The organism is Paenibacillus mellifer, assembly GCF_023195895.1.
GTDB classification, from domain to species: domain Bacteria; phylum Bacillota; class Bacilli; order Paenibacillales; family Paenibacillaceae; genus Fontibacillus; species Fontibacillus mellifer.
In genome coordinates this window covers 110,364-126,739 of record NZ_JALPRK010000007.1, presented here as the reverse complement: position 1 = coordinate 126,739, position 16,376 = coordinate 110,364, and the positions used below count along the sequence as shown (strand labels likewise).

Genomic DNA, 16,376 nt, shown 5'->3' with positions numbered 1-16,376 from the left:
TGACATTGGGGGGTGTTGTCTAAAATAACGTTTCTTGCCGCTCGGCAATGTCCATAGCCCCACTTATTTCATCGACATCGTCGTCCAAAGTGATATCGTGTGCTTTATCAGTTTCTGATTCGTCAAGCTCCTCCCAACGATCAATCATATCCACGTAGCATTGATAGTTGTGCTTGCTGACAAACAAGGTAGTCGACACTTCTGGCGCCATATGCTGCATCTTCTCATCAGGAACAGCGGCAATCAATTGCAACCCTAATCTCTTGATTAACCGAAGGCTTGATTGAATTCGTTGCTCGTCCATCTTGTTGAACGCTTCGTCAAAAACGACCAGCCGCGATGTCTTATTGTTTGAATACAAGTGATGAAATGATGCTAAAATAGCAATATAGAAAGGCGTTTGCGTCTCCCCGCCAGATTTCTCCTTCAACACTTGCGAAAATCTGGACTTCGCCCCATTGCCTGAAGTAATAACTATATCGAAATCCAGGTACTGTCGATAATCTGTAAACTCATCTAGTTCACCAACCTCACCCCGCACCAGTTTTTCAAACAATTCATGAAGGTTGGCTGTACGCTCGCTTTCAGGAAGCTCAAACAATGAACCTTTTTCCATAAGCATAGGGTCCATAATAGCGTCATAAAACTTTTTATAACGTTCATTGGCTCTTACTTCGAAATGATACCGATCATCCGAAAAAGGAAAATGACGCAAGGCATAGTTAAGCTGATCAAACTCACGACGGGCCATCTCAATAGCTTCACGCAATTTGAAAATAAAGTGTGATTTAAACTCTTCCTCGGACTCTGCTCGAGCCGCTTCCACCTTTGACTGATACTCTGGAATATTCAGATGCTCAATCGTTTCAAATAACTGATCGTAGACCGTATTTTCTTCATCATGAATATCGGCGCTACTGGCATTATAACGAGTTCGTAATGTAACAACTGCTTTGAACTGATCATCACGAAGTGTCTGCTGCCCTCTCCAACTGCTTGTATAATTCTGCAGCTTTTGCGCGGTGGGTATTGTTTGCTTCATGGCTTCTTCATATCGTTGCACTGCCCGTTGCTCGCATTCTAAACCCCAATCGTTTACCCATTGATGGCAACTTTCCTCTGCATCTCGGATCTTGTTTTCTTGTATGTGGACACTGGCAACGCCTTGCTTGCATTCTTCCTCCAGCTTTCCTTTTCTCTCTTTATATTCTCCTAGTTTGGTTAGCCACTCCTGCTCCTGCTTGCTCCAACGCCCATACTCACTTTTTAAACGCTCAGATTCTGTCAAATCCAGCGTTCTTAAACTGTTCCGATCTTGTTCTAGCTCGAAAGCAAGCTTGTCCAGTTCCCGCATAAGACCCGTATTTGCTGCAAGACGAGCATATTGGGATTCTTTTTCCTTGGTTAGGCGCATTCGAGTCTGGAAAACACTATGCAATTGCCTGCGATGGGCATGCGCTTCCTGGAGCTCTGTCAATTCAGCTCGTCGAATTTCCAACTGGCGAATAATTGCCTTTGCCCCCATATACGGAACTTCATACTGCTTCTTGGCCATTTGTCTCGCTACATAATTACTGTATACCATACAACTCTTCGTTACCGCAGTACGATGGCGTCGAAGCTCTTGTTCATTTGCCGCTTTCATAACCCTGCCAAGCAGATGCTCAACGTGAGCCTGAATGACAGGATGGATAGCTTCCACCTCATGGGCTAATGCCCCCTTCTCGGAAGTGCCAAGAAATCTTTTTTCCTTTTCAGTATCTACCAGACCTACGCCTTCCAATTTGTACTTCCACTTCTCCTGCTCATAAATGCGTAACGCTTCCGAAACATAATTGGGCTCGACCAATATGTCAAACCTCTGGGTATTGAGGTATCCTTCAATAGCGTTTCGCCATTCCTCATCCATCAGTTCGGTCTCTTCGCAAAAAATCCATACCTCCGAACGGCCATTTAATCTTTCCTCTAATAAAGCTTTCAATTGGCGAACCGGTTCCGAATAACTGCGCCGTTTCTGTTCCAGTTCTCTAATAACCCGCTCCAATTCCCGAATTTGTTCTTCGTCGGCTTTAAGCTGTTCTTGTAAACGAGACTCGCCAACAACAAGGCGCTGATGCCACTTCGACAATTCGCCTCCTATAGTCTCCAATCGCTTCTGCCATTCTTCATCCTCATGCTCTTCCAATTTCGAAAACCGGACGATTTCCAGTAGACATTGCAACGTCTCCTGATGCTTATTATTAGCCGCTTTTTCCTGAGTTTCTAATATCCAGTATTCATTGTCAGACCAACCGATAAGTTGTCCTACAAGCTCAACCTCTTGTAGCAGCTGATTTTCATACGTTTGTTTAAGCCTTCTGGATTCCTCAAGCTTTGCTTGACCTTCCTTTACTTTCAATTCAAGCTCTTTTTTTCTTTTTTCAGCCGCATTATCTTGCCAACGTTGGTACGCTTTTTTGCTTTCCTCGCTTGCTTCTTGGCGCTTGGTTTCTGCTAAAGCAATATTATCCACATTCAAGGCTAACTGTTGCTGCGAGTGGGCCAGGTTGCGCTCCTTTTGTTCTTTGTATTCACACTCTATCTCTAATCTCAAACGACGAATCACATAGTCCTGCTCCTTCGCCGTCTCCCGGTATCTTACATACATCCGATAACTCTCCTGAATGCTCTGCAGTTGTACTTTTCGTTCCTGCAGTCGCTCCAGTTCCAGTTTGTACCGTTCGTGAAGTTCAAAATTATGCTTTAACAAATCTAATTGAAGTTCCCGTCGGTCAAGAATATAGTCATAGACAAAATCGCGGATGTCAGAAATCGGCTTAAACGAGAGCGCCTTAGTGAATACTTTGAAGAAACGTTCAGGTAATCCTCCAGCCCTTGCAAGCAGCGCCTTTAAGTAATTGGACTTGTTACGTTCAAACAACGCTTTGTTTCGAACTCCTCTTTTTCCAATCGTTCCAGATGCGCCGCCATAACGACGATGAAACTCTTCCCGATTCAACAATTCGTGACGAGAGTTTACGAAATCAAGCTGTTCCAGCCTGGTTTCTGCCAGTATAAAATATTCTTCATCGTACGTACGATCCCGATAAACATCCACGGCAATCCCAATAATAAACGATTCCTGCTTCTTTTCGTCCAGAAATTCGGAAACGATGTAGGTTGTAAAATCCCCATCACGAAGAAACGAGCGTTCGTCGTTTCCGATTTTTCCTTTTAAGTAATTGATATAGCTCCTTTTTGCTTCATCTGTAGCCGCATTAAAACGAATTAGCCGCTGATCAGCAACGAACAGAACTTGAAGTGCGTCGATAATGGTAGATTTTCCAGCTCCATTTTGGCCGGTGATAAGCGTCTGTTTACCAAACTCTATGGTCACATCCGTGAAGTAATGCCAGTTAATCAACCGCAGCCGCTTCATCCATTTCATCCAGTATTCCCCCCTTCTTTTCTGATTCATATCGTTCAAGACGCTCCGTCAATTGTTTCATCTCATCCGCCTGGATTACATACATCCATGTGTGGAACAGCTTAAAACGGGCATCATCCGATCTCTGTTCCGCATCAAGCGGTTCCATTAATTGAACTTGGACACATAATCGTACTAGCCTGTCTAACACGGTAGGCTTAACCCATTCCATTTGAAAAGTCTCATATTTACTTCGAATATCATAGAGTGTCACCATCGGGAAATCAGCCAGAGACAATCCCTGTCTCTTTTCCTCATACAAGATCCGGAGGATTAGCAACCAAATCGTATGATCACGATCGAGCCTTTTTCGCAATCGGCTGTCATAAATATGCAAATAAACGCATTCATGCCGTTCATCGACAGTTAATTCCCAACCTAAAAATTGAAAATAGGAAGCTAAGTTGGTACGATTCCGACGTATTACCGCATACATCTCCCTTTCCTTTTCCTTGACAAGCATATTCACTTCTAATAATCTGTTTATTGCTTCCCGCACTTTTTCACGTTCCGAATCGCCTAATTCTTGAAACACCATTACGACTGCCCCCCTCTCCGTTTAATGGTGTGGTTGTCGAACCGATAATTACCGATTACAAGCACTTGCCGATCGGTCCGACGCTGAAGGCGAAACGAAGACCCGCCGTCGTTGCCGTATAAGTAGACATATCCGAGTAAAATAAATTCTTCAGCATTATGAGGAGCCAGTTCCATTAGTTCCATTTCAGTCCTGCCATCCAGCTTTTGCAATACATAATCATTGACTTTTTTGCGAGTTATAGCTTTACGCATTTTTTCAACGCTTTTTTCCTTCAGCTCCTGCCTTATGTGCTCAGGCATATCAATAACAATATGGGCCTCTGGTTGATGGGGTGCCCTTTTCCGCCGCGGCGGCAACAATGAGTGATCAGATAGCGCTCTGATCTCACGTATTGCAAATATCCGATCTTGTTCCTCAGATGGCGATACCTTGCCAAGCAATTCTAGCAGCTTAGCGATTTGCTGTTCTGTTCCTTCACTCTGCTGGCTCAAATAACGAGCTCGTTCAAATGAAGAACGTAAATACTGGTTGTGACGGACATCAATTTGATAAAATAATTCATCCAGTCCAAGGAAAGTTTCTTCGATGAAAAACAACGCTTGACGAACTGCCCTTTCAGCTTCCTCCAGTACGGCGTATAGCCCGCTTTTCACCCCGTCAAGAGCCGCTTCTTCCATTATTGCCGAATCAAGCAGCCATTGCTGCACAGTATTTAAAATTTGCATACGGTACCGGGCTACATGATCCGATGTTTTAAGACGGTGATAGCTCTTATCAATAATTTGTGATTTATATTGTTCAAAGTGATGATCCAATACATCTTGAATTGAAGTTTTACGAACAACCTGTTCCATATGAGCTTTCATATTGTTATACAGCGCGATGAGTTCTTGTCGGAACTGTGCGCTGACATCAGCAGCGCTAAGTACCGCAGAACAAGGCTGTAGCTTGGCAGCTTCACCTGTGAGCGATTGATATATAAGAAAAGCAAATCGCTGATATTCTACCGATTTTGCTTCACATAATTCCTTAAATAGACCGATAAGCTTACTGGAGTAATGAGGCAACACCAAATAACGGTCAAACTGACTGCGAGTTTCAACACTAATCCAACGCATGGTTTCCAATCGTCTGAGAATAGCATTTGCTTTCGCCCGTGTAGCCTCCTCTAATGAAATTTGCTCAGGTTCGCGTTGGAGCAATGGTTTTTCATCATGATCCGGTTCGTGGATAGATTGGCCCAATTCTTCGTGAGTCTCAAGCAATTCCTGAATCAGGTCCCTCATCACTTCATATCGAATGCCAAACCGCTCAGCTTGAACGTTCTCATAAAGAAGCAACAAAATCTCCGCATAAATCTGTTTATTCGATCCCGTTAACAATAAGAAAAGTCCATCGGGAATTACATCAAATAATTTCACACCACTCAGCTCATTCCCTGAAGAAAATGACAGATTATTTACTGACAGAACACCAAGCTCTCTAGTTTATAGCAAAATAGACTCAGGACATTTAGCCTTGAAATAGAATGACAATTCCCCGACCCAATTCCAATATCCATACTTCCATCCAAATTGAATGCAAGCCACTATGATATATTTCTACATTTTTCTTATTTTTCCTGCATCTAAAGCCTCTTGACTTACTAATCATCTTGTAAGAGTGAAGAATCACTTAATATTCACGCCACACAAAAAGCAAGCGAATCTGCAATAGACAGGTTCGCTTGCTTTTAATTAACGATCGGGATTGATTAGGGGACAAAAACCTATCTTTCAAAAAACGGTAATGGCTTAATGGCGCATGTGGCAGATAAGGTTCTTTCAGCAAACTGATTTCCTCTTCCGATAAATGGAGCGATACGGCGGTGACCGCATCCTCTATATACTGGATCTTGGTTGCGTCGACAAGCGGAGCGGCAATGACAGGCTTCGAAAGCAGCCAGGCGAGCGTAATTTGGGTCATGGGAAGACTGCGGTTTCCAGCCACCTCGGCCAGCCTGTCAACAATCGTCTTATCCATATCTGGCTTGGATATGAGTTTGCGCTCGCAGACGGTCCGTTTTTGCACGTTCGGTTTGCGTTCAACCTCCCAGGGCGGCGATAGCCGTCCGCGCGCCAATGGCGACCAGGGTGTGACCCCGTTCCTTCCGACTCGCACAGCGGCAGCATTTCCCGTTCTTCCTCCCGATAAACCAGATTATAGTTATTTTGCATGACAATGAACCGATGCCAGCCTTTGGCGCGCTGGATTTCTATAGCTTCCATAAACTGCTTGGCGTATAGGGTAGAGGCGCCCAGCCAGATCAATCCACTTTCACCGGGCCTTGATTGAATCTAAGTTATGGTTAATCGGCGAAGCTCGGATTTTTAGTCCTTCCCACCAGGTCTGCACGAAAGTATACACATGAAGGCCGCATAAAGAGTAGACTATCAAAAGTATCTTTAATACATGAACGAGCAGTAAATGAATCCTCCCCGCAGCTCACTGTGGGGAGGATTCATTTACTGCCATGCTCTAACTCCTGTACCCTATACATTATATCCACTACTGGATCATAATCCTCCGCAGCTTCCCGCACCAGTTGGATATACGTGGAGAATGACTCTTTTGTCTTCTCGTCCTCACATGTTATAATAAATCGCTCCAGCTCCTCGGCGTAATCACGCAACTTGTTCGCTTTATACCAGTTCTTCATTTGATTCTCAATGTTTTGTTTTAGTTTCTGTTTGTGAAGATTGTACTCTTCAAGTTGCTGAAGCTCCCGCTTCCTGGCCTTTTCTAAGGCTTCAACACGTTCCTGCTCTTTTTTCTTCACTTCATATTCGTACTCAGCTATATATCTAGATACGCTTATCCCAATTGCATTTTTCAAAAGGCTCTTTTCTAAAAGATTGTTGCTTTAAAAGGCATATGATATAATTAGACCAGAACATTCGTTTGGGGAGGATGAAAAACAATGGACTGGCATTCTGTTTATGGAGATTTTAGCGATTTGCCAAAGGCTGAACAGCATCGGTTATTCCAAGCTATTCAAGATACTCTTTTTCCTGAACCGAAAGAGGATATTGCCAATATGGTTGGGGACATTCGAGAAGTCCGTTTCAGCAACGGCTTGGCGTGTGTCCATTGCGGAAGTGTATGTATTAAACGGAACGGGAAATATCGTTCTCGCCAGCGATACTTATGTAAGGACTGTGGCAAATCGTTCAATGACATGACAGCAAGCCCACTCTCTGGAACTCATCACCCCCACAAATGGCTGAAGTATTTTCAGTTGATGGTCGAAGGAGTTACCCTACCCAAAATCGCAGAACAATTGGATATACACGTTTCTACTGCATTTTATTGGCGACACAAGATTCTAAATGCTCTGCGTTCTCTTGGCTTTTCAACATTGCGTGGAATCATTGAAAGTGACGAAACCTACTTCTTGGAAAGTGATAAGGGTAAGAAATCAATCTCGCATCGAAAGCCTCGGAAACGAGGAGGCAAGGCTAAAAAACGTGGCATCAGTAAAGAACAAATTAGCATAGTTGTAGCCCATGACCGCAACGGCAACATTATGTCTAAATTAGCTGGACGTGGGCGTATTACAGCAGATGAAATTGAGCAGACATTAGGTACATGCCTTGATAATGAAATTGTTCTTTGCACGGATTCTGCCACAAACTATAAGGCATTTGCGAAGAAGAGGGGCATACCTCATGAAATCATCAACTCCAACAAAGGAGAACATGTTAAAAAAGGCGTTTATCATATCCAACACGTTAACGCATATCATCAGCGTTTAAAGAAGTGGATGGAAAGATTTAATGGGGTCGCTACAAAATACATGGATAACTATCTCATGTGGTTCCGCTTTTTAGAATTGCAGAAGAAACTTAACAAGAAACTACAAACAAAATCAATGGTGTTGGATGCGTGTAAGAAAGCTAATTTTACACTTGTTCGCACATTCAAAACTGCGTAAGGAGCGATAAAAATGGATAGATGTTGTCAAATAACCACCGAAAAACCAACACCGCCTACTCAATGTCCTGTTTGTTTACAAAAGGGCAAAAGTGTTCAATTGATTACGCTCAAGGCATTGCTTAAGCCAACAGCGTTAGAAACTATTCATCCTGAAATGACTTACAATTTTTGCACTAATGCGTCTTGTGATGTTGTGTATTTTAGTGGTGAGCAGACCTTTGGCAAGGGTATGCTCAAAGTCTCGGTGTTCCAAAAAGACGATGCGTTGGATGTACCCGCATGTTACTGCTTTGGATGGACGAGAGAACGGTTAATACAAGCTGTTCAGGAAAACCAGCATCCAATTGACCATATAAGAGAACAAGTTCAAGCTAATCGTTGTGGGTGTGAGGTTAATAACCCCCAAGGAGCCTGTTGTTTGGGTAATGTCACTACATTCATTCGGAGTCTTGACAAGAGTTAATCTCTTGTCATCTCAATCAGCAACAATTCTTACGAAAAGAGCCTTTCAAAAAATCCGTGAGAATCTCACCTATTTGTTTTTCAAGAGAGTGATCCAGAGTTTCGTTAAAACAAAGGGGTTGCACCGTTTTATTCCTAGATGCATATCCGAGAATCTCTGTAAACTCCATTTTGAACAAACCACTGGGGATCTTTTCATACATGGGACATAAGCCAGCCGTCATACTTCCAGCTTGTAACTTTGACAAAAGAGAACGTCTTTTGACCATAATCTCAATCAATGAGACGGAATACTCATGGTTCAGTAAACGTATCCTGATATTGTCCTGCTCTCCTGCACAAACGCTCACACTCCCACCCAATTCACTAACTGCATCAATCAAGCGATTCATAATTCTATATGCTCGATTCGCTTGCTTTTCGGATACGTCTATGAACAATACAGCTTTGTTCTTGCGGTTTTCCACCTTTGAAATCCTTTGTGAATACGAATCAATCTCTTTGTAAAATTGATGCTCTTCATCACGAGCATTACGGTAAGCAATCTCATCCTGATATTCTAGGATCAACGGATGCAAGTACTTATTGTGCTTCACAGTTTGAATATCCTTACGCCATTGATTGAACTTGGTCATTGATTCCGGCATCAGCAGTTCAATTGCATCAAGCTCTTTTAGCTGATTTATCGGATAATTGCTCATGTCCTTTAGTTCTATAAAACCGTGTCGCCACACCACCTATTCGCCCTCCTTACCAAAAAAAGAGAAACCACCTCTTAGCAGATCGTCAACTAATTCTTCAAGCTCAACTTCAGAAGCCATCCCCTCAGGCACTACATAACGGCTCAAATTATCATTTAAAAATGCTGAAAACGAGCCTAAGAAATCCGAGTTCTCAGGATAATCATATTTATATAGATACGTATTTCCATCTTTATAATGTTTATGAGAAAATCCCGTTCGGTTAGGAAGCTTGGACAAATGAATTCCAATGATGCTCGTTCTGATCTCAGTAAGTCGATTGAAGTCTTCCTCGAATTCGGCCTTATAAGTCTTCCGCTTGATCAGCTTTGAAATATCTATAGTAAACTTTAATTTAAACTTCATTTCTTTTACTATTTTATGGATATTCACAACATCCTCTGCTGTTTGCATCAAATACTTTAACTTTCCACTTTGCTTTTGCGGTCCATTAACTAAAGCAATTTTTATAGTTTTATATTTTTTCAGGCTTTTTTCGAGAATTGAGAACTGCTTGAAGAACTCCTCTTCACCGTAGGTTTGAGACCGCAATGGGGATAATAATTCCAGTGTATCAGGTATTCCATACTGGGAAAACGTGTCCATCAGATTTTTTATAACAACATCAAGCCTTGCTGTGTCTTTCCACAATAAATCATTGTCTTTCTCATAGCTCAGACGCAAAATGTATGCCTCATTTGGAGCAACCTTTAAAGTACCTGTTGTCGTTTCTAGAAAAATCATATTACTCTTGACATCTGCCGGGTACATCATGTCTTTCGTTGTTACTGGCACTAACACATTAATCCGTTTAACCAAGCTCACTCTTCCTGTCGAAATACATAGATTTACATATTCGGGCCAGTAGTCCTCATCATTTGCATTTTCAAATACCCATACATACATGATCAGCATTTCCAGTTCGCCTTTACGTCCATTAATAAAAGGGCGATGCTCGTTCTCTCTATAAAGAATATCCATGTTAAAAGGATTATCGTTGTATCTGTGGTTGTAACGATTAATGTAATAGAACTGCTCCGATTCCCTAATATAAATGCGCTCTATGTACTCGTTGAAAAAAGTGCCTGTATAGCTCTGAGCAAATTCGAATAAATTCACACCGTAACTGCGGAATGCCTCCTTTACCCAGCTAACCAAAGAGTTATCCAAATACTTGAATCCAGAAATGGACGGTTTTTCTGTCTCTTTTGCTTTTATCTCTTTTGCCAGAATGATCAATTGATCCCGATACTGATCAATTTCTGTTCCTTTCATTTTTGCACTGCTACAGAACTTATGAATCGTATTCTCATACTCCTCGGTACTGTAAATAAGATGAACGTATTTCCGTTCATACATCCATGACTTCAGTAATCGATCTATCCGGCTCTTTGTTTTTTTATAGTATTCAATAACAAAGCCCTTGCTTTCAGGAAATAAGCCTTCTATCTCTTGGGTGATTTTTAATGCTGATTGTTCTGTCTTGATGTTCTCATAATCGTATTCTTCCGGATTCAGATAATGATTGAAATAATCCATGACATACTTCAGAACCGTGGACATATTTTCGGCATGATTTTTAAAATTGAATTCATCAAGGTTATCTTTTTTCTTCATCTTTGTTATGTATTGTTCAACTGAAAGCATATAGTTCCCTCACTTTCAAATCGTTTGGGTTCAAATGCAAAAATTCCGAATCTATGGATGGATTCTTTTCTTCGTCAAGTCTTACTCATTCGAAGTGTTCATTTACACGTTCTGGCAGGTGTTTCCCTAATGATTGGAAACAGCCCTGTTCTACCGTTGTTAACTCATACAGACAATTATGATCGAAACTCTATAATAGATTTTCGACATACTTGTTTGCGGACTTGACGTTCATAAAAAGAACATCGTTGCCTGCACCATTACGTCTGAAGGTAAGGAAATCCGTAGGTTGGGCACCATGACCGACGATTTGATCTTGCTCATGGTGCTCAAGACCAAAAAATGCACTCATGCTGCTATGGAAAGTACAGGACCATACAGGAAACCGATATACAATTTGTTGGAGCTTGAGGATATGGAAGCACTTGTTGTAAACGCCCAGCGGATCAAGAGAATGTTCCGGGCCGTAAAACCCTATCTATCATAAATGACGGCTAAGCATCTATTTTAATGCAAACAAAAACCTTTCAAGCGGCTCGGAACGATTTGCTTGTTTTGAATCACATCAACCGCTCAATATTAATTTAAGGATGTATTTTGATGTCATAGTCAACATCAATTTTTATATTTTCCCAATATTTCAACCATTGCTCTTCCGTTATTTCTTTAGAAAACGGCTTAAGCGAATGTGTTCCGACCGCTAAGGGATCCACTTTCCACTGTTGCATTTTATTTAATAAATCTGACGTTTGTTCCTCAAGGTAGACCTCAATCTCATGAATTAAATGCTCCAATTGTTCCTCACTTTGAATTTTCTTTTCTCCCTGGTATTCCTCAATTCTTCCGTTCAATCCCACGTGTAAAGACAAGGATGAATAGTCCCTCGATAGTTTCATGCGAACATTGGATCGAATACGTCCTAAACTGATAGATAACTTTGGAATGGCCAAGACTTTTAAGAAATGATCGTTATCCAGAAGTTGAAAAATTTCATCGTCCACGTCTTGAATGACCATTACTTCTTTATCTTTTTGGAAGAAGGCTGTCCCTACGTAATTGAAATTGTTCTTATCCGAATGAAAAACCGGTAGGATCGGATCCTTAAGAGGGGAATAGAACATCTTCATAAATTGATGAATATTGACGATGCTCATTTCACCTTGGTTATGCTCCTCGTAATGCTTTAACATCCGGTAAAGAAAATAATCTTGGTTTTCTTGCTTCGTCAATTGATTTTTTATGTATTCATCAAAATCGCCTCTGACAATCAATAAATAGACACGCATTGAAATATCGGGATCAACCAATATCGTATTGATCAGCTTTTCAATGCCTCCTTTTTTTGCCAGCTCCTCATTGATTAATAACATTCGCAGCTGCCCCTGCTTTAATTCCCGATAATAAATTAAATTAAACTCCTTGCCTCCCTGCTTTAACAGATCGACTTCCTTGGAGAGAAGACGTTTTTTTTCTTTGATGAGTGGTGGTACTAAAGTGCTGATTTTCAACTTTCCTTCCGTCCCCTTGTCAACCGACCAAAAAACTACCGGAGCGATCTCTTCGATCATATTGTTCTCGACATATGGAGAAGAACAACCGGCCATCCACATAAGGCTTACAATCGCCAATAAACCATAGTGCTTGTATGGTACCATGCCTACATACTCTCCTTTCGTTTAACCACAGTGAAAAGGATCGTAGGAACAAGTAAATAAATGAATGCGCCGAGCCAGATTTGAATGTTCAGTAACATCTTTTGACCCGGAACCGTTTCCCATAACCATTGATCCATTATGATGATGCTTATCAAAATGACGAACCAACTCGACAATAATCCGATCCGAGTCGTGCGTTCGTTCATTTTTCTCATAAAGACTCTTCCGGCTCCATAAAGACACAACAGAAGAATTGAAATGTCAAACACATAATTAAACATATGAAAAGAGATAAGGATGTAATCGATTCGTTCTAAACCGCTCGTTTGAATGTAGCTTCCCATATATACTACCGGAAAATTGATCTTGCTTAAGAAGTTCGAACCGTAAAACAATACTGAAGCAATGAACAATAATGAATATTCCATGATCGTCAGCATGTTTCCAATGACAAGATATTTCGATATTTTTTTATTGGAGCTTAACCATGGAACCATAAAGGCCAAATATACTGGACCGGAAAATGCCGACCAAATAAACAACAAACCCTGCCATGATTGTCCTGACCATTCGGTGGGTATGAAAGGATACAAATCGCGGTAATTTGCAATCGGCGGAAAGAAAAAAGGAATAAACACGATTAAGATCCAAGCCCCGCAAAGAAAGGCGATGACAACAAAACGCAATGTTTTCTCCATTCCATGTGAAGCCACAAATAAGCTGATCAAAAGAATCATTAGGACCAGCCACTTTTTATTCATTGATGGATAAATAAAACTATGGAGCATTTCAACGTATCCCAGTGTGATGATTGAAATTTTTAACAATATGATCAAAAAACCAAGTATTGCGAAAATTTGAACCATCCGTTTCCCGAAAAGCTGTACAAATCCTTGATAGCCTTTCGTTGCATAACTGGAAGTAAACCATTTGGACAGCATCATCAAATTAAGTTGGGACAGCAGCCCCATGACGACAATTCCCCAAACCATATACGAATGAACCAAATAAACCGGCATGATTAAAATAAAATAATGCATTTGCGTGCGATTAACCAATAAAAGGAAATAGATGCCACCAAGGGTGGAAGTTCGATTGTATAAGGATAAAGTCTTCATTTCTTCATCTCCTGCCGCCATTTCCGTAGTGGTTTTAGATAACCCGGACGCGTTTTCATCCAAATTAATGGGCCGCGGATAAAGAGGTCGATCCAATCCTTCCCATAAAAAGGAGCAATCGGCGCTAAATAAGGTTGACCTAATGACGTTAATCCATGGAGATGTGCAAGAATCCCGATCAGCCCGATCACGATTCCCGGCAACCCAAGAAACGATGCAAGGATAAGAAGAAACACTTGCATCAGAACCATGGATTTTGTCATTTGATAATTGGGAACTAAAAAGAAAGCAATAGCGGATATACCCATCAAAACAATTAATACTTTACTTGCAAAGCCTGCTTCTACAGCCGCTTGTCCAATGACGATACCACCGATAACCCCTAACGTTTGACTGGTTTTGGTCGGCATTCGCAAACTTGCTTCTTTGATGATTTCCAGCGTTACGATCATGAAAAATCCTTCCGCAAACGGAGTAAAGGGCAATTTGCTTCTCGATTCCAATAATACGAAGAGAATCGGCAGCGGAACCATTTGGTAATGAAATGTCGTTAATGCAACATAAAAAGGAATCATCGTCAAAGAAACAATAAAACTTCCGTACCGGATTAAACGTAAAAAACTGGCTACCGGCCAACGAAGGAAGTAGTCTTCAGGCGATTGGAATAAATGAAAAAAAGTAATGGGAGCAATTAAGGCAAACGGTGAATTGGAGACCAATAGCGTCAGCTTTCCCTCACCTAAGGCGTAGGCGCAGGAATCCGGCCGATCCGTTTGTAGTAACTGTGGAAAGACCGTATGATGATGATCTTCCATAAAAGCTGCAAGCTGAGCGGAGTCTAAAAACTGATCGAAATCCACACTTTCAATTTTCTTTCTTGCAAGGGAAACAAATTCCGGATTAATTAATCCGTCTATGTACAGTAACACAACTTTCGTTTTACTCAGTGAACCGACAGTGAAGCTTTCCGTTTTTAATGTCGTTATAGGCAAACGCCTGCGTAACATTGTAATGTTTTTATCGATTTGTTCGCTGAAACTGTCTTTCGCTCCATATATAACAGTTTCCGTTTGGGAAGATTGAATTGCCCGACCCAAAGGATTTTCCAGTTGGACGCCTAACCATTGATCGTTGACTGAATCGTTTAGAAGAATAAATCCTTGCATTATTTTTTGCTCAGCATCTTCGATCGATATAATTTCCGAAACTTTAGCATTGGCTATGCATGAAGAAAGCGACTTGTCAGCACAACGATGAAGTGGCTGAATAATCGCCTCGTTTAAACGCTCTTGATCTATTAACGTTTTTATGTATACAAGATGGACTGAAGCACTGGTACCCATTCTGTGTTCAACGACTTCGGCATCATCCATATGGTTTAATTTCTGTTTTAATTCATCAAGCCATGTGGACATTTGATGATTTTTTATTTGAGGGTCGTATTTTTCAACCATAGTCTTCTCCATTATTAAAGTAATCAAAATCATGTGGTTAATATCTTGCCCTGTAATCGAAAAATCATACGACCTGCAATTTGTATTTCAAAACCGCATAACGTTTTGAGATGTGGTTTGAGTCAAACAACAATACTATATGTAGCCTAAGGGAGTAGTGGATTTATTTGGTGTTAGATATGCCGAGGTGATAATCAAAAATAATTTAAGTGTAAGGAATTTGTCGATGTAGCTGTGATTAGACCATCTTAAGCAGCTGAGGTTAGTAAAGTCATCAGATTATCTAGGTATGTAGTTCCTCGAGATTAACCATTATGTAAGTTAAGCATAGTTCCTCTTCGGGGGGCGACTTTCTTCGCCCCGCAAGCATGTAATGCCAAAAAGTTTACTTCTTTTGTGGTACGGTTCCCCGTATCACCACGTGATACCCGGATATACCCAACGGCACTTTTCTTTCTTTCCAAAAATGCCACCTTCCTCGAAATACTATAACATGTGCCTAAGGCGGGCGTATCCCACGATAATAACCAGTATCAGAGAAGGCACAACCTTCGTTTAAATGAAGGTTGTGCCTAGTTATTATTTCTAAATTTTTTGCATTTTTACGAACTCATCTTTACCGTATTTATTGACTAGTTTTTGAACACTTACTTCCTTCATAGATCAGACACAAAGTCCTTAATAATATCTATTTTAATATCCTCATCAGTTTTTAGTAACTTTTCAATTACAGTAGACATGTGTTTCACTCCGAGTATGCAAAATTTGGAGCATTAACTCCATGCCTGATAAAAAATAACACCCAAAAACCACTCTTAATGACTCCCTAATATTGCTGCTACTAACCGAGCTCGCCTTCCGCCGTTCACCTCTCGGTGCCGCGAATCGTTACCTGCTCTCCCATATCCGCGATATAGTCCTTTCCCCACTCGTACATCAGATCCAGAATGGGAATCAGGCTCTCGCCGCGGGGCGTCAGACTGTATTCCACTTTAGGCGGCACGACGGGATACACTATTCGGTTCACGATGCCGTCGTCTTCCAGCTCCCGCAGTTGCGTCGTCAGCATGCGCTGCGTGATGTCCGGAATCAGCGATTTAAGCTCGCTGAACCGTTTGGTGCCCTCTTTTCCAAGGTGCCACATGATGATCATTTTCCACTTGCCGCCGATAATGGAGAGCGTCAGTTCTTTCTCGCAATTGAATACCTTGTCTTCATTTCTGCTCATGCTGCAGTCCGCCTCCTACACCTTAGTATACTTTTAGACACTATATAACAAAATTGTGCCTACTTCCAGTTTTGATACCTTCTCCTTATA

Annotated in this window: 13 protein-coding genes and 1 pseudogene; 3 read left to right on the top strand and 11 right to left on the bottom strand. The window is 41.3% G+C overall.

The window, feature by feature from the left end; translation table 11 throughout:
- Positions 1-19: 19 nt before the first annotated feature.
- From M0651_RS10085 to M0651_RS10065, 5 genes are all read right to left on the bottom strand, one after another.
- Positions 20-3,427 carry an ATP-binding protein gene (locus tag M0651_RS10085; protein ID WP_169284732.1) on the bottom strand — a complete coding sequence of 1,136 codons (3,408 nt, stop codon included), beginning with the start codon at positions 3,425-3,427 and terminating at the stop codon, positions 20-22.
- Entirely contained in the window at positions 3,396-4,004 is a 609-nt protein-coding gene (locus M0651_RS10080; protein ID WP_169284733.1) for a DUF4194 domain-containing protein, read from the bottom strand. The genes M0651_RS10085 and M0651_RS10080 overlap by 32 nt, the downstream gene beginning before the upstream one ends.
- Positions 4,004-5,428 carry a Wadjet anti-phage system protein JetA family protein gene (locus M0651_RS10075; protein WP_169284734.1) on the bottom strand — a complete coding sequence of 475 codons (1,425 nt, stop codon included), beginning with the start codon at positions 5,426-5,428 and terminating at the stop codon, positions 4,004-4,006. The genes M0651_RS10080 and M0651_RS10075 overlap by 1 nt, the downstream gene beginning before the upstream one ends.
- 253 nt (positions 5,429-5,681) lie before the next feature.
- Positions 5,682-6,167, bottom strand: a complete 486-nt coding sequence (locus tag M0651_RS10070) for an aldo/keto reductase (RefSeq protein ID WP_169284735.1) — start codon at positions 6,165-6,167, stop codon at positions 5,682-5,684.
- A gap of 340 nt (positions 6,168-6,507) precedes the next feature.
- Entirely contained in the window at positions 6,508-6,882 is a 375-nt protein-coding gene (locus M0651_RS10065; RefSeq protein WP_248551629.1) for a hypothetical protein, read from the bottom strand.
- Positions 6,883-6,966: 84 nt separating this feature from the next.
- Between M0651_RS10065 and M0651_RS10060 the strand changes: the two genes are divergently transcribed.
- On the top strand, positions 6,967-7,980 hold the full coding sequence (locus tag M0651_RS10060; protein WP_084137024.1) for an IS1595 family transposase: 1,014 nt from the start codon (positions 6,967-6,969) through the stop codon (positions 7,978-7,980).
- A gap of 12 nt (positions 7,981-7,992) precedes the next feature.
- Positions 7,993-8,445, top strand: coding sequence for a putative iron-sulfur cluster-binding metallochaperone (locus M0651_RS10055; protein ID WP_084137021.1), 453 nt, complete (start codon positions 7,993-7,995; stop codon positions 8,443-8,445).
- A gap of 16 nt (positions 8,446-8,461) precedes the next feature.
- On the opposite strand, the gene M0651_RS10050 is transcribed toward M0651_RS10055, so the two are convergent.
- Positions 8,462-9,181, bottom strand: coding sequence for a hypothetical protein (locus M0651_RS10050; protein ID WP_248551628.1), 720 nt, complete (start codon positions 9,179-9,181; stop codon positions 8,462-8,464).
- Positions 9,182-10,831 carry a hypothetical protein gene (locus tag M0651_RS10045; protein WP_169284737.1) on the bottom strand — a complete coding sequence of 550 codons (1,650 nt, stop codon included), beginning with the start codon at positions 10,829-10,831 and terminating at the stop codon, positions 9,182-9,184. It lies immediately after the preceding gene.
- Between the two features lie 199 nt (positions 10,832-11,030).
- Here M0651_RS10045 and M0651_RS10040 point away from each other — a divergent pair.
- A pseudogene (locus M0651_RS10040) lies at positions 11,031-11,305 on the top strand (IS110 family transposase); the annotation flags it as partial.
- A 110-nt stretch (positions 11,306-11,415) separates the two neighbouring features.
- Here M0651_RS10040 and M0651_RS10035 read toward each other — a convergent pair.
- From M0651_RS10035 to M0651_RS10020, 4 genes are all read right to left on the bottom strand, one after another.
- A complete protein-coding gene (locus M0651_RS10035; protein WP_169284738.1) occupies positions 11,416-12,486 on the bottom strand; it encodes a Ger(x)C family spore germination protein in 1,071 nt (356 codons plus the stop codon).
- Between the two features lie 2 nt (positions 12,487-12,488).
- Positions 12,489-13,604 (bottom strand): GerAB/ArcD/ProY family transporter, encoded by a 1,116-nt coding sequence (locus M0651_RS10030; RefSeq protein WP_169284739.1) that lies wholly within the window; start codon positions 13,602-13,604, stop codon positions 12,489-12,491.
- The gene (locus M0651_RS10025) at positions 13,601-15,058 is read right to left on the bottom strand and encodes a spore germination protein (RefSeq protein ID WP_169284740.1); all 1,458 of its coding nucleotides are present in this window, start codon (positions 15,056-15,058) and stop codon (positions 13,601-13,603) included. Before M0651_RS10025 ends, M0651_RS10030 begins: the two co-directional genes overlap by 4 nt.
- Before the next feature lie 865 nt (positions 15,059-15,923).
- Positions 15,924-16,286: a winged helix-turn-helix transcriptional regulator gene (locus M0651_RS10020; protein ID WP_169284741.1), complete on the bottom strand. Its 363-nt coding sequence runs from the start codon at positions 16,284-16,286 to the stop codon at positions 15,924-15,926.
- Positions 16,287-16,376 lie beyond the last annotated feature (90 nt).